Here is a 13,686-nt window from a genome sequence, read left to right as displayed (position 1 = left end):
TAGAGATAAGATGCCATCTGGGTAAATTAGTTGCATATTATCTGACATAAAGACACTCATATTTTGACCGATTGAATTATCTACAGGCTTTCCACAGTTAACCCCGTCAATGGCCCGATAGAACCAGCCCGGATGACCGAGATTCTGTGGCCATCGAGGGTAGCTTTGCTAGAATGAGCCTTAGTTCAGGACATCTTTTTGTCGGAGTTGCGCATCTCCCCCGCCCCGAACGATCTTTCTTCCCGCAATTGCCGATGAGAGCAATGCAGGAGACGAGAAGAGGAATTACCACCGCATGAGCTTGTCTACCCACGCGCCCAGTCTTGCCGGCCGAACAATCGCTTACTTCTCGATGGAAATTGCACTTTCGCCAGAGCTTCCGACCTACTCGGGCGGTCTGGGTATGCTCGCAGGGGACACGCTCCGCTCGGCAGCCGACATGGCGGCGCCGATGGTGGCTATCTCTCTGGCGCACCGGCGGGGGTACTTCCGCCAGCACCTCTCTGACATTGGACAGCAGACGGAGTCGGACGTGCCGTGGCAGCCGGAGAGCCTGCCCAGCGCGGGTGAGGTGGTTACGCTAACGCTCAATGAGCGGAAGCTGATGGTGCGGGCCTGGCGCTATGACGTTATCGGCGTCACCGGGCACGTGATTCCGGTGTTCCTGCTCGATACCGATGTCGAAGGCAACGATCCGTGGGACCGCAGGTTGACGGACCACCTCTACGGTGGCGACAGCTACTACCGGCTGTGCCAGGAGGCGGTTCTCGGACTGGGCGGCGTTGCCCTGCTCAATGCGCTTGGATGTAAACCCGAGGTCCACCACATGAACGAGGGCCACGCGGCCCTGCTGGCGCTGGGGCTGCTCGAAGACCAGCTGGATGGCGCTCCGCTGGCAAATGCAACGGACGCGGATATAGAAGCGGTGCGGGAGCACTGTGTGTTTACGACCCATACGCCGGTGCCAGCAGGCCACGACCAGTTTGGAGTTGACCAGATGTACCAGGTGCTGGGGCAGGACCGCGCGACCGCAATTGACCGCGCTGGCTGCCTGCACAACGGCCTGATGAACATGACCTATATCGCGCTGCGCTTCTCACGCTACGTGAATGGCGTAGCCATGCAGCATGGCAAGGTATCGCAGAAGATGTTTCCGGGCTACAAGGTCCATGCGATTACGAATGGCGTCCATGCAGGAACGTGGGTATCGCACCACTTCCAGGAGCTGTTCGATGCAGAGATTCCGGGCTGGCGCACGGATAACCAGTACCTGCGATCGGTCTACGGAATTGATCCGGCACAGATCTCGGCCTGTCATCTCAAGAACAAGCAGAGGCTCTTCGACGTTGTGGCAAAGCGCACGGGACACCACTTCGATCCAACTGTGCTTACGCTTGGGTTTGCGCGCCGAGTGGCGACGTATAAACGCGCGAGCCTGCTTCTGCAGGACACGGCTCGCCTAGTGGCGATTGCGGAGAAGATCGGCGGCTTGCAGATTTTGTTTGCAGGCAAGGCGCATCCGGCGGATGGTCCGGGTAAGGGCCTGATCCGCGAAGTGTATGAAGTAGCTGACCGCCTGAATTCGAGCTTGCTGAGGATTCACTTCCTCGAGAACTATGACTGGGAGCTGGGTGCGTTGCTGACCCAAGGCGTTGATGTGTGGGTGAATACGCCGCGGAGGCCGTATGAGGCTTCGGGCACATCGGGCATGAAGGCAGCGCTGAATGGCGTGCCATCGCTCTCGATTCTGGATGGGTGGTGGATTGAGGGATGCGCCGAGGGCGTGACCGGCTGGGCCATCGACGACGCCGAGACAGAGCAGGCGGAGGCGGCGAGTCTCTACGACAAGCTGGAGAACCGGATCGCTCCGGTCTACGCCAATCCAAGAGCGTGGGCGCGGGTGCAACGGCACTGCATCGGGATGAACGGCACGTTCTTCAACACGCACCGGATGCTGGCGCAGTACCTGGGCAATGCTTACTTTCCGCCCGCTCCTGTTCTGCTGGCTCCGCCGGCTGGTGAGCCGTTCCGGCTGCACCGGCGCGCGAGCGATGTTCCATTTTCGGCTGCGGAGATCTCCTCGACAGTCAATTGACTATCTGAAGGAATTGAAGACACGAGGTTAAATCATCCGTAAGCGATGACGCTGCTATATTTAGCCGCGGGCCTGAAGCGCTTTGTGAAACAATGGTGAGGCGATTCGAGCCGTATGAATTTGCAGACTCCTCAACTATCTCTTGCAATGTGACTGGATGGAGCGTTCCTTCCATGCGTTAAAGCGTCTCAACAGGTGAGCCGTATGACGAATTACCTACACAGGGGCTATAGGACAAGTGCGTCTCCTGCGTCTTCGCGTCGCGGCGCTCTCGTGTTGTTGTTGCTTGGGATTTTGTTTGCTTTGCCTGTGGCAGGTGCACAGCAGTTTACCTTCCGCCACTACGCTCAGGACGACGGCCTTCAGAACATGGATGTCTTCCGGCTGATTCAGGACCAGTCGGGGTTTCTGTGGGCTGCGACGGAGAATGGTCTCTTCCGCTATGACGGTTCCGGCTTTCATCGCTTTGGTTTAGCGGATGGACTGGAAGAGAGCATGGTGATCGACGTCGCCATGGATGCTTCGGGCCGGATATGGGCGGCCTCAAATGATCATCTGTACTATTTTGCAGATGGCCGCTTTCATCCGATCAATAAAGATGGCACGGGCAGGTTCGGCGTGGGACAGCGGCTGACTTCGCTCGATGCAAGCCACATCCTGGTCGTGAATGGAGCCGAGCTGATGGTGGCGCAGCCATCAGGCAACACCTGGACGCTCACACCATACTTCACTGCTGCACAGACTGCAGCGCATCCAGAGCTGGCGCAGCTTCACACTGTCTACGTGGACCACGATGGCTCGCTTTGGCTTGGCTGCGGACCGACGATCTGCCATGTCCGGGGCAAGAGCGTTGATGTGCTCGGCGAACGGCAAGGTGTTCCACAGCCGGCCGCATGGCTCACTTTTTATCGCGACAGCCATGGCACGCTGTGGGCACGAAGCCCGCATTACGTTCTGGCGCGCGCAGCCAATGCCGCAGATTTTGTGGACCGCGATATCACGCCGCACTCTGAAGCGCTCTTCTATGGCTCGGGCGTGCTGACGTTTGGCGAAGACCGGTATGGCAATATTCTGACGCAATCGACGACGGGGATTGCGCGATGGAACGGCGCGGGCTGGCAGGTCTTCAATGCGTCCAACGGCATCTCGTTCAGCGACATCAGTACAATTCTTCGTGACCGACAAGGCTCGCTGTGGTTCGCAACACGCGGCCACGGACTGGAGCGGTGGCTGGGTTATGGGCAAATCGAAAACTGGACCGTCGCGCAAGGCCTAGGCAATGACATCGTGTGGACGATGTTTCGCGATCTCAAGGGACGCCTTTGGGTTGGCGACCAGGTGCAGATTGGCAGGCTGGAAGACGGCCACATCCGCAAAGCGCCGAATTTTCCGATGGACTATTTTCAGGAGCCGGACGGGTTTGCGGAGTCGCGTGACGGCGCGATCTGGACGGTGAGCCTGCCGGGGTTTCTGATGCGCGCAGCTCCCGGAGATGGACGCTTCGCCCAGTTTGCACGGGTTCCGCAGGTTGTACGCATGTTCACGGATTCGTGGGGCCGCATCTGGTTCTGCACTCGCTCGGGTCTGCTGGTGATACGGCATCCACTCACGCATCCGAAGGTGGAGAAGGTCGCCGACGAGCGGATGGCGGCGGACAGCTTTGACGATGCTGCAGAGGACGCCAAAGGCAATGTCTGGTTCGTCTCCGACCATCATCTCTATCGGCTTGCACCAAGCCAAAGCCCGAATACGGAAGATGGCGAGTGGACACAAATCTCAGTCGACGCGGGGCTGACGCGTGGAGGCATCCGCTCGCTGGCTATAGCGCGTGATGGTAGTTTGTGGATCGGGGGTGGGCTTGCCGGGCTATACCATCTGCAGGTCGAGGGAGATCATGCGAAGGTGCTGGCATCGCTGACGACGCCAGAGCTGGTTTCGACCGATATTCAATTCGTCCGCTATGACCGCTCCGGGCTGATGTGGGTGGGAACGGATCTGGGAGTCGAGGTCTTCGACGGGACGCATTGGCGTCTGCTCACCACGGGTGATGGCCTGATATCAAACGACACTGACGAAGGCGCATTCTACGCAGACGGCGATGGCTCGGTGTGGATTGGAGTCAACGGCGGGTTGATCCATCTGCTGCATCCGAGGCAATTGTTCAACGATGAAGATCTCGGCATAGTGCTGACCTCGGCGACGCTTGGCGAGAAGCCTTTGAGCGTAGGAGGAAGAAATCGCTGGCGCTGGCATAATTCGCCGCTCGACCTGCGCTTCACTTCGCCCAACTACGACCGCGAAGGCTCACTTCAGTTCCGCTATCGGCTGATGGGGCTTGAGCCCTCGTGGAATAAGACGACGATGCGCAGCCTGCACTATGCGGCTGTGCCTCCGGGCGATTACGTCTTCGAGGTACAGGCGCTGGACCCGAACCGGCGCAACGCATCGGAGACCGTGAAGCTGGCGTTTACGGTTCGTCCGCCCTGGTGGAAGACGCGATACTTCTACCTGTTTCTCGCGCTGCTGGCGACGTTGCTTTCGTTTGCCGTCTGGCGATGGCGCGAGTGGCGTCTGCTGCAGGAGCAGGCGGCCTTGAAGGAGCTAATCGCGCAGCGCACGAGTGAACTGGAGGCCGAGAAGCTGGAATTGATGGCGGCGCGTGAGGCGCTGGAGCATCAGGCGTCGCATGATGCTCTGACAGGGATGTGGAACCGCCCAGCAATTCTTGAGATTCTGGAGCGCGAGATGACACGCGCGCGCCGCGAGCGCTCCAAATTGACGGTCGTGCTCGCTGATCTGGACCACTTCAAGCAGGTAAATGACACGCATGGGCACCTGGCCGGCGACGCAATTCTGCGCGATGCTGCACACCGCATGATGGAGAATATCCGCCCCTACGATTTCATGGGACGATACGGCGGCGAGGAGTTCCTCATCATTCTGCCAGGCTTTGCGGAAGAGCCGGAGACGCGCCTGATGCAACTGCACCGAGCAGTTTCGGCGAAGCCGTTTGAGTTTGATGGCAAGACATTTCACATCACGTCGAGCTTTGGGGCCGCTTCACTTGAAGACAATATGATGGCCGTCGAAGACATGGTGCGCGCGGCTGACGAAGCTCTGTATCAGGCTAAGAACGGTGGGAGGGACCGCGTCGTCTTCCATTCAAGACCAAGCCAGCCCGATCCGATGATCGGAGCCTCTTGAGATTGCCTCAAAATCGTTTTATACAGCAAGAACCTAGCCCCCGGCTGCGATCTCGCGTTACTATGCCGTGGAGTGTTTTCCCACCTTCAGCCATGCTGTCTATTTTTTGCGAAGGCTGATGTTGTTCCAGACAAACGTTCATTTTTCATGAAGCAAATCTCCCCCTTGCGGGAGATTTCTTCAACACGCAGACAGGCAGTAAGTACCGTCACCAGCAAAAAAGGAAAGGACCATGCTACACATGTTGCCGAGACCCCTGAGAACAAAGACGAGCCTCGCGGCGTTGCTGTGCGCAGCAGCGTTCACGACTTCAGCCGCGCTGGCACAGGCCCCGCAGCCCGACTCCGATGCAATTCATGCACGCGTCAACGCCATTATTCAGAAGATGACACTGGAGCAGAAGCTCGAGTACATCGGGGGCACAGGATTCGCTGTTCGTGCCATGCCCAGCCTGGGATTGCCTGCGCTGGAGATGTCTGATGGGCCGTTCGGTGTGCGCAGCAATGTGGGCCTGCCTTCGACCACGTATGGGATCGGCATCGGTCTGGCAGCGTCATGGAACCGCGACCTCGCGTACAAGGCCGGCGAAGGCATCGGGCGGGACGCGCGAGCACGCGGAATCCACTTCATGCTTGGCCCGGGAATTGATATTTATCGCTCACCGCGCAATGGGCGCAACTTTGAGTACTTCGGCGAAGACCCGTACCTGACGGGCGAGATTGCCACAGGCTACATCAAGGGCATGCAGAGTGAGGGCGTCAGTGCGACGGTGAAGCACTACATGGGCAACAACAACGAGTATCTGCGCCATGACTCGGACTCGATCATCGACGAGCGCACGATGCGCGAGATCTACCTGCCGGGCTTTGAGGCCGCGGTGCGCAAGGGCGATGTGGGCTCGATCATGGACTCTTACAACCTGATCAACGGCACGCACGCGACGCAGAACGGCTACCTGAACACGGACATTGCCCGCAAGGACTGGGGGTTCAAGGGCGTGATGATGTCGGACTGGGGATCGACCTATGACGGCGTCGGTGCGGCCAATGGCGGGCTTGATATCGAGATGCCTACGGGCGCGTTTATGAATCCCAAGAACCTGCTTCCTGCTGTGCAAAGCGGCAAGGTCAAGGAGTCGACGATTGACGAGAAGGTCTTCCACATTCTCGATACGGCTGCGCGCTTTGGCTGGCTGGACCGGACGCAGATGGACAACTCGATCTCGCTGAATGACGCACAGAACGACGCGGTTGCCCTGGAGACGGCGCAGGAGGGCTTGGTGCTACTGAAGAACGAGGGCAGCCTGCTCCCGTTGAACAAATCGCAGATCAAGTCGATTCTTGTCGTCGGGCCGGATGCGTATCCGGGTGTTCCGGTCGGCGGAGGAAGCGCAGGAGTGAAGCCGTTCCACGCGGTGAGCCCGCTGGAAGGGCTGACGGCGTATCTCGGATCGGGGGCTACGGTGTACTACGACCGCGGCCTGCCTACGCTTAACGAACTTGCTCGCGATACTGATTTCGTTGTCGATCAGGCCGGCAGCAAGGCTGGGCTCAAACTCGAGACCTTCGCTGACAATGAGCTGACTGGCACGAGCACGGACTCAGTTGTCCAGCACATCGACAACGCGCCTCGCAACGACGGCGACAACCCGGTAGCGAGCCATGGGGTCTCGCATCGTTGGAGTGGATACTACGTTGCCGCACATGACGGCGAGTATGTTATCGCCATGCAGGGATCGGGCGAGGGCAACAGCAGCCGCGCGTATCTCGACGGCAAACTGATCTTCGACAACTGGAAACTTACGCGCGCCCTGCAGCCTGACCTGACGGTGCACCTGACTGCCGGCCCGCATAAGGTGGTCGTTGAGGATGCGCACTCCAACCGCTGGGGCGGCCGCACACGCTTCGGCATTGCGGATGCGAGCAGGATTGTGACTGCTCGCGCGAAGGAGCTTGCCGCGAAGGTCGACGCCGTCGTGATCGCCGCAGGGTTTGACGCGGAGTCTGAGTCGGAGGGCAGCGACCGCACGTTCGACCTGCCGTTTGGCCAGGACCAGCTTATCCGCGAGATGTCTGCGCTGAACAAGAAGACCATTGTCTCCGTGACCTCGGGCGGCAACGTCGATAGCGAGTCATGGCGCGACCATGTGCCGGTCTACATCGAGAACTGGTATGCAGGACAAGATGGTGGAACGGCGCTGGCACAGGTGCTCTTCGGCGATGTGAATCCGTCGGGCCACCTGCCTGCGACCTTCGAGCGGCGCGCCGAGGACAATCCGACCTATAACAGCTACTATCCGGAGGCTGGGACGAATCGCGTGGTCTATAAAGAGGGCATCTTTGTGGGCTATCGCGGTTATCAACACGACCATGTTGAGCCGCTCTATCCCTTCGGCTTCGGCCTGAGCTACACGACCTTCAAGTTCTCGAACCTGTCGGTGCAGCCGGATGGCACGGGGGCGACGGTGTCGTTCGACGTTACCAATACCGGATCGCGCGCGGGCAAGGAGGTGGCGCAGGTGTACGTCTCCGATTCGCACGCGAAGATTGCGCGGCCTGAAGAGGAGCTGAAGGGCTTCGATAAAGTGGCGCTCGATCCGGGGCAGACAAAGCATGTGAGCGTCCGGCTCGACGGCCGCGCGTTTGCCTACTACGACACGGCAGCTAAGGGTTGGAAGATCGATCCGGGCAGCTTCCGCATCGGGGTGGGTGATTCGTCGGCGGCGATTGATCTGAAGGGGTCGGTCGATATCTCGAAGGAAGCTGCTGCGTCGGCCACCTTCTAACTTCGCTACAAAGACTAAAGCCGCCTCAGAGAATATCTGGGCGGCTTTTTTATTGAGCTTTCGCTTTTATGAAGAGTGCCAGGTGAGGTCTACATCGATGGGCATCTCGTTTTTGATGGGTACAGTAAAGAACGACGGTGGTGTGATTTTGAAGTCCGACACGATAGCAGGGATGGTTCCCTTGATGTGGTGTTCTGCTCCTTGAATCGTCTGCTGGAAGGTGATGTTCCGGTAGTGTGCAGTCTGGCCGGCGAACTGAATATCGAGATCACAACTGATGGTTGGGGCATTCGTTGCCGACTCAGGCAGATGAAACCGCACGGTGACGATGGGGAACTCTGCTCCGCGTGTGACCTGGATCATGTGAAGGTCACGGTTCGAGTCTCCGGAGTCGAAGCTCTTGACCGGCGCAGCAATCAGGAAATCGCACTGCCCGTCGTGGCAGATGCCCTTGCCGCGCGCGGCATGGCTGGTGCCGGCCACCTGATGCAGCGGATGCGTGATGTGGTAGGTGAGCGTGGAGCTGTCGAGAGTCCATTGGCTGTTGGATTGCGCGAAGACTGGAAGGGCAAAGAAGAGACAGGCGACGAGAAGCTTCTTCATGGGTGACCTAGAACTTCAGGTGAATGGGCCAGGAGACCGCTACGATAGAGGCGCTATAGGACGCGACCGTGACCCACGCGACAGCAGCATGGGCCGAGGCGACGCCGTGGATGCGCTCCCCGGAGTTGAGTTGCTTGAACGCGATGGCGCCGAGTACCGGCGTCAGCACCATGCCAGGCGCGTGTATCCATATAAGCGCTTTGTGTACGCGGATGGCTCCGCGCGATTCAACGCCGGGCACCTTTGGCGCGCGAATGGCATACCATGCCGTGGCCGCGTACATCCCCACGGAGACCGAGCCGAGAGCTGCATGGAGGTCGCGTCCGGTAGTGTTGCCGGTGTTGGTGGTCACGACGGTTGAGCCGTTGTGCTGATGGCTTGCGGTCGCTCCAGCCGAGCTGATGACAGTTGCCGCGAGCGGAATCAGGGTCAACAGGCCAAGCTTCTGGTGAACCTTGAGCATGTGGGTCCGCTTGTCGAGCAGAGCCTGCGCTTGTGCGCTGCCCTGTGTCTGGGCCGTAGTGAGGCCAAGATCGGAGAGCGAAGGCTCTGTGCTGGAAGAGGATGGCTGCTGCGGTTGTGTCTGCGAGGGCTGCTGAGGCGCTCCACTGTTCTGTGCAAGATCGATGGCTTGCACCTGCGGTGTTGGCGCGTCAGGTAGAGCATCCGCAGTCTGTGCCCTGGACGCCGGCGAGAAAACCAGCAGCAATATTGTTGCACCGAGGAGTTGCGTCGTTTTCGGATAGAGCGAAAGCATGACTTGCGTTGCCGCTTTCCGCGACTATATACGGTTCGCTGCTTGGACGAAAGAACTTCTTTTTAGATAGCAGCGCAGCTAGTCGATGAACGAGTCGATGAACGCGGCGCTGTCGAATGGGATGATATCGTCGATCTTCTCGCCCACGCCAGCGTAGACGACGGGCAGTTTAAGCTCAGTCGCAATGGCGAGCACGATGCCGCCCTTGGCTGTGCCGTCGAGCTTGGTGAGGACAATGCCGGTGACTCGCGCTGCCTCTGTGAAAAGCCTCGCCTGCTGCAGGCCGTTCTGACCCGTTGTAGCGTCCATGACGAGCAGTGTTTGGTGTGGCGCGCCGGGCACGAGCTTTTCAGCGGTGCGGCGCATCTTGTCGAGCTCCTTCATCAGGTCGCTTTTAGTGTGAAGGCGGCCTGCAGTGTCGGCGATGAGGATGTCTGTGTTGCGGGCCTTTGCTGCCGTGCAGGCATCGTAGAGCGCGGCAGAGGGATCGCCGCCTTGCTTGGTCTTAATGAGGGGCACGCCAGAGCGGTTGGCCCAGACTTCGAGCTGCTCGATGGCGGCGGCGCGGAAGGTATCGGCGGCGCAGAGCAGCACGCTGCGGCCTTCGGCGGTGAACATGGCGGCGAGCTTGCCCGTGGTGGTCGTTTTGCCGGTTCCGTTGACACCGACCATCATGATGACCTCGGGTGGGCCGTCAGGATGCTGGATGGGACGTTGCACACCGTCAAGAATCTGCTTCAGCTCGGCCTTCAAGAGCTGCTTGAGTTCGCCGCCGCCCTGAATGCCGGTGCGAAGAGCGCGCTGGCGCAGGTTTTCAAGCACGATGGCGGTCGTGGGGGCGCCGAGGTCCGCGCGGAGCAGGACGGGTTCAAGGCCGGTGAAGGTGGACTCGTCCACCTCGCGCGTGAGGGCGATGACGGAGCCGATGGACTCGGAGAGCGACTCGCGCGTGCGAGTGACCGCCTGCTTCATGCGGTCGAAGAAGCCGCGTTTTTGCTCGACTGGTTCCTGAGGTTCTGGCTGGTCTGCTTTGTCGCGCTTGCCGAAGAGAGAAAAAGCCATACGTGCTTAGTTTAGCAATGCAATCGCGGTCAGCGCGTGCAGGGGTTCAACGGAGACACACGTGAGCTTAAGCAGGCTCTTGCCGTGATCGGGCAGGATGAGCACAGATACAACGAAAACCAGTAGGAAGAAGATGCCGAGGATAAGCGCGATGGAGAGAAGCGAGGGGCCGGGTTTGCGCGGGAGTTCGGACATGTCTTCAGTGTAAGACTTAAATTGCGCACCTGGAATTGCGCACTTGGCTTTGGTTTGAAGCATGGCATTGCTCTCATCAAAGCAACGGGCCTTCGGTATCCGAAGGCCCGCGGGGCTGCTTTGAAGATGGTCCTGGCTATGCGCTTATTGCGGGCTGGGTTGCTGTGCTGGTGCACTGCTCGGACTGCTGGCGGCCACCCCAATTGCGTTACCAGAGACGACGAGCTGAACGCGGCGGTTCTTCGCGCGGCCCGCGGCTGTTGTGTTATCCGCTACAGGATTCGCTTTGCCGTAGCCGGTGGAGCTGATGTTGTCCTGCGTGACTCCCTGCGTGATGAGGAAGTTGCGGACCGCATCGGCGCGGTTCTCGGAGAGCTTCTGGTTGTAGTCATCGCCGCCTACGCTGTCTGTGTAACCCTCGACCTGAAGCTTCAGGCCAGGATAGGCCGCGAGGATGCCGGCGACCTTGGCCAGTGCAAGCTGTGTGTTCGGCTTGAGCGTGTAGCGGCCTGTGTCGAAGAGCACGTCGGACATGTTGACGATCAGGCCACGCGCGGTCTCGCTGGTGGCCAGTACGCTGTTGAGCTGGGAGCGCAGTTTTTCGCGGACGGCATTAGCATCATCGGCACTCTTCGCCGCCGCGGCTGCCTTGGCCTGTGCTTCGGCTGCGGCTGCTTGTGCCTGCGCGGCTTGAGCTTCGGCGCGAGCACGCTCGGCATCGGCTTGCGCCTGTGCCGCCTTGGCCTGCTCAGCAGCAAGTTGCGCCTGCTGGGCCTCAAGCTGTGACTGCTGGGCTTTGGCTTGTGCGTCGCGCCTGGCCAGCTCGGCATTCATCTCACGCTCCTGCGCCTGCTTACGCAGAGTGACGATGCGGGCATCTTCGGCGCGCTGCACAGCCTGCCGCGCGAAGGTGATCGCCATCTTCGGGTTGCCCTTCTTGTTGCCGGCGATGTCGGCTGCGTTGCGCAGGTCCTGTTTCGCCTCGGCCATAATGTCAGCCGCATACTTTTCGGCGCCTGCGTCGGTAGCGATGCGCACTGCGTTATATGCCTCGTAGACCTCGAGCGGAGTCTTGTCCTTTTTCTTATCGGGAGCGGGCACCGTCGACGACGATCCGGTCTGCGTGTAGGTGCCGCGCGGCAAAAGCGAGTAGTGCGCGTTCACCTTCTCCATCACGCCGGTGGTCTTGTCGCTCAGAATCCTGTTTTGCAGCACGACTACGTCGCTGGGCTGCGTAACGGAGAAATATGGTTCGGCGGTGACGACCAGCCCGAACGATTGCAGCGCTGTCGTCACGTCGATGCTGCTCTTGCCGCCGCTTAGGACGACCTCACCGAGGTTGTTCGGTCGGCCATCCGGCGTAATCGCCCACAGCACGTAGGTAAGGTACTCAGGCCCGAAGGTCGTGGGCGGTTCAAGCCCATCAAATTTAGCCTGCACCTGAATGCCACCGCGCAGGCTGGTGACTCTCGCCGAGCCCTTGGCCAGTGGAAGAAGCGTTGTTCCCTTGAACCCGATCGTTGTCGTGCCGCTGCGATGCAGATAATTGACAGCGTCGAGATCGCGCTGCACGACCTTCACGCGGTACAGATAGATGCCGTTCTCACCCTTCTGAAGGGTGGTCGGCTGCTGCGATTGGGACTGGTCCGGCGTTGAGGTAGGATTGGGTTCCTGCGCGGCGAGCAGCGTGCCCGCCGGGATTCCGCAAAGGCATGTCAGAACCACAGTTGCCAGAGACTTCGTCGTGCGATTCATTCCACGTTCTCCTTGGGGCGCAGGCCTGGCTGAGGCGCTGGCGCTTCGAGCTTTATTATGAGGCGGCTTTGCATTCGATGGCGGGAAAAGATGGAGCAGTATCCTCGAAGCGCAAGCTCTCAAGAGCCAGCATCTTCGGTAAATATGAACTCCCGGTAAACCACCAAGCCAGATAGATAAAGCAAAGGAGAAATCAAGCGGCGGCGCGCTCCCTTTCACCCGCCGCGTCTACGGCTGGGCAAAAGGGAGCGCACTGACGTCAGGCGTTGTGCTGCTGCGCGTTCGAGCGGTGCACGAAGTGGTACGGCGGCCAGGGCCCGGAGAGCTGCATCTGGCACTCCTTCAGCTCATGGGACGCCGAGGTGTACTTGTTCTGGTAACGCTCGATCGTCTTGTTGTCGATCAGGTGGGCGATGTCGAGGAGCATCTTGCCTGAATCCATCCGCTTGCACGTAATCTCCTCGGCGAGAGGAAGAAACATGCGATGCATCTGGACGGACAAGGCGCGCGCCTTGGACTGCCGCTCCCGCTGCCGGGTTGCACTCTCGCGCAGACCAGCCAGATACTGCTGACCGACCGTCACGGCACGGGCGACAGTCTTCGGGCAGATGTCGTCCACCACGACCTTCAGGTGCATCTCGGCCTTGCCACGTAACCGGTCGATGTTGGCCATAAAGTGCCGCTGGTTGGAGCGGACCGAGCGGCGCAGCGCGTCGTCGTCCGTAAACGTCGTTCCAAAACGAAAGGGTAAGACAGTTGAAAGCTTGAAGCAGTCTGCTACGACACGGGCGTGGTCCCGTGCAGCCGTCTGATCCATCCGTGCGCTGTCTTCGGCGGTATGCTCGGAGACGATCACGGCCAGGTCGCTGGCTGGGAACAGAAACGTTTGATTACCAAACAAACCCGTTACCCCGGTCAAGGGCATCGGGCGGCGGTGCCGGCAAAGTTCCGGAAAGGCCTGTCTCTCTGCAATGCAATAGGCGTACCATGCCATATTTTTCTTTCCTTCCAGAGCGCTGATGGGTCTTACCGCCCATCAGGCAGTCGTGTGTTTAACTCGTACTGAATACGGAAGTGGTCAGGAAACGATTCATTCGCAGTGATTTGGTTTAAGGGTTGTGTGAGCTGAAATAGCCAACTATCTCAAACCGAAACGGATAGTATGCCTATTGGAAGACACTTGGCAACCCCCCACGCATTCAGGCCATCTCCACGGGCTCTCAAAAAGCT

9 protein-coding genes are annotated in these 13,686 nt (G+C 59.5%); 3 read left to right on the top strand and 6 right to left on the bottom strand.

The genetic code is table 11. The features are described from left to right. Positions 1 to 295: 295 nt before the first annotated feature. The 3 genes from glgP (at position 296) to IEX36_RS14370 (ending at position 8,084) form a co-directional block, all read left to right on the top strand. On the top strand, positions 296 to 2,095 hold the full coding sequence (gene glgP, locus IEX36_RS14380; RefSeq protein ID WP_188760249.1) for an alpha-glucan family phosphorylase: 1,800 nt from the start codon (positions 296 to 298) through the stop codon (positions 2,093 to 2,095). Between the two features lie 204 nt (positions 2,096 to 2,299). Next, the gene (locus tag IEX36_RS14375; protein ID WP_188760248.1) at positions 2,300 to 5,299 is read left to right on the top strand and encodes a ligand-binding sensor domain-containing diguanylate cyclase; all 3,000 of its coding nucleotides are present in this window, start codon (positions 2,300 to 2,302) and stop codon (positions 5,297 to 5,299) included. Positions 5,300 to 5,540: 241 nt separating this feature from the next. Continuing rightward, on the top strand, positions 5,541 to 8,084 hold the full coding sequence (locus tag IEX36_RS14370) for a glycoside hydrolase family 3 C-terminal domain-containing protein (RefSeq protein ID WP_188760247.1): 2,544 nt from the start codon (positions 5,541 to 5,543) through the stop codon (positions 8,082 to 8,084). Between the two features lie 66 nt (positions 8,085 to 8,150). Here IEX36_RS14370 and IEX36_RS14365 read toward each other — a convergent pair whose 3' ends face one another. The 6 genes from IEX36_RS14365 to IEX36_RS14340 all read right to left on the bottom strand — a co-directional run bounded on the left by IEX36_RS14365 (position 8,151) and on the right by IEX36_RS14340 (position 13,450). Beyond that, positions 8,151 to 8,687 (bottom strand): YceI family protein, encoded by a 537-nt coding sequence (locus tag IEX36_RS14365; RefSeq protein ID WP_188760246.1) that lies wholly within the window; start codon positions 8,685 to 8,687, stop codon positions 8,151 to 8,153. A 7-nt stretch (positions 8,688 to 8,694) separates the two neighbouring features. After that, positions 8,695 to 9,444 carry a hypothetical protein gene (locus tag IEX36_RS14360; protein ID WP_188760245.1) on the bottom strand — a complete coding sequence of 250 codons (750 nt, stop codon included), beginning with the start codon at positions 9,442 to 9,444 and terminating at the stop codon, positions 8,695 to 8,697. A gap of 78 nt (positions 9,445 to 9,522) precedes the next feature. Beyond that, the gene (gene ftsY, locus IEX36_RS14355) at positions 9,523 to 10,506 is read right to left on the bottom strand and encodes a signal recognition particle-docking protein FtsY (protein WP_188760244.1); all 984 of its coding nucleotides are present in this window, start codon (positions 10,504 to 10,506) and stop codon (positions 9,523 to 9,525) included. A gap of 6 nt (positions 10,507 to 10,512) precedes the next feature. Continuing rightward, positions 10,513 to 10,701 carry a hypothetical protein gene (locus IEX36_RS14350; RefSeq protein ID WP_188760243.1) on the bottom strand — a complete coding sequence of 63 codons (189 nt, stop codon included), beginning with the start codon at positions 10,699 to 10,701 and terminating at the stop codon, positions 10,513 to 10,515. Positions 10,702 to 10,845: 144 nt separating this feature from the next. After that, entirely contained in the window at positions 10,846 to 12,456 is a 1,611-nt protein-coding gene (locus IEX36_RS14345; RefSeq protein WP_188760242.1) for an OmpA family protein, read from the bottom strand. Positions 12,457 to 12,715: 259 nt separating this feature from the next. Next, the gene (locus tag IEX36_RS14340; protein WP_188760241.1) at positions 12,716 to 13,450 is read right to left on the bottom strand and encodes a GvpL/GvpF family gas vesicle protein; all 735 of its coding nucleotides are present in this window, start codon (positions 13,448 to 13,450) and stop codon (positions 12,716 to 12,718) included. Positions 13,451 to 13,686 lie beyond the last annotated feature (236 nt).

The organism is Edaphobacter acidisoli (assembly GCF_014642855.1).
Taxonomy (GTDB): domain Bacteria; phylum Acidobacteriota; class Terriglobia; order Terriglobales; family Acidobacteriaceae; genus Edaphobacter; species Edaphobacter acidisoli.
This window is presented reverse-complemented; position numbering and strand designations above follow the sequence as displayed.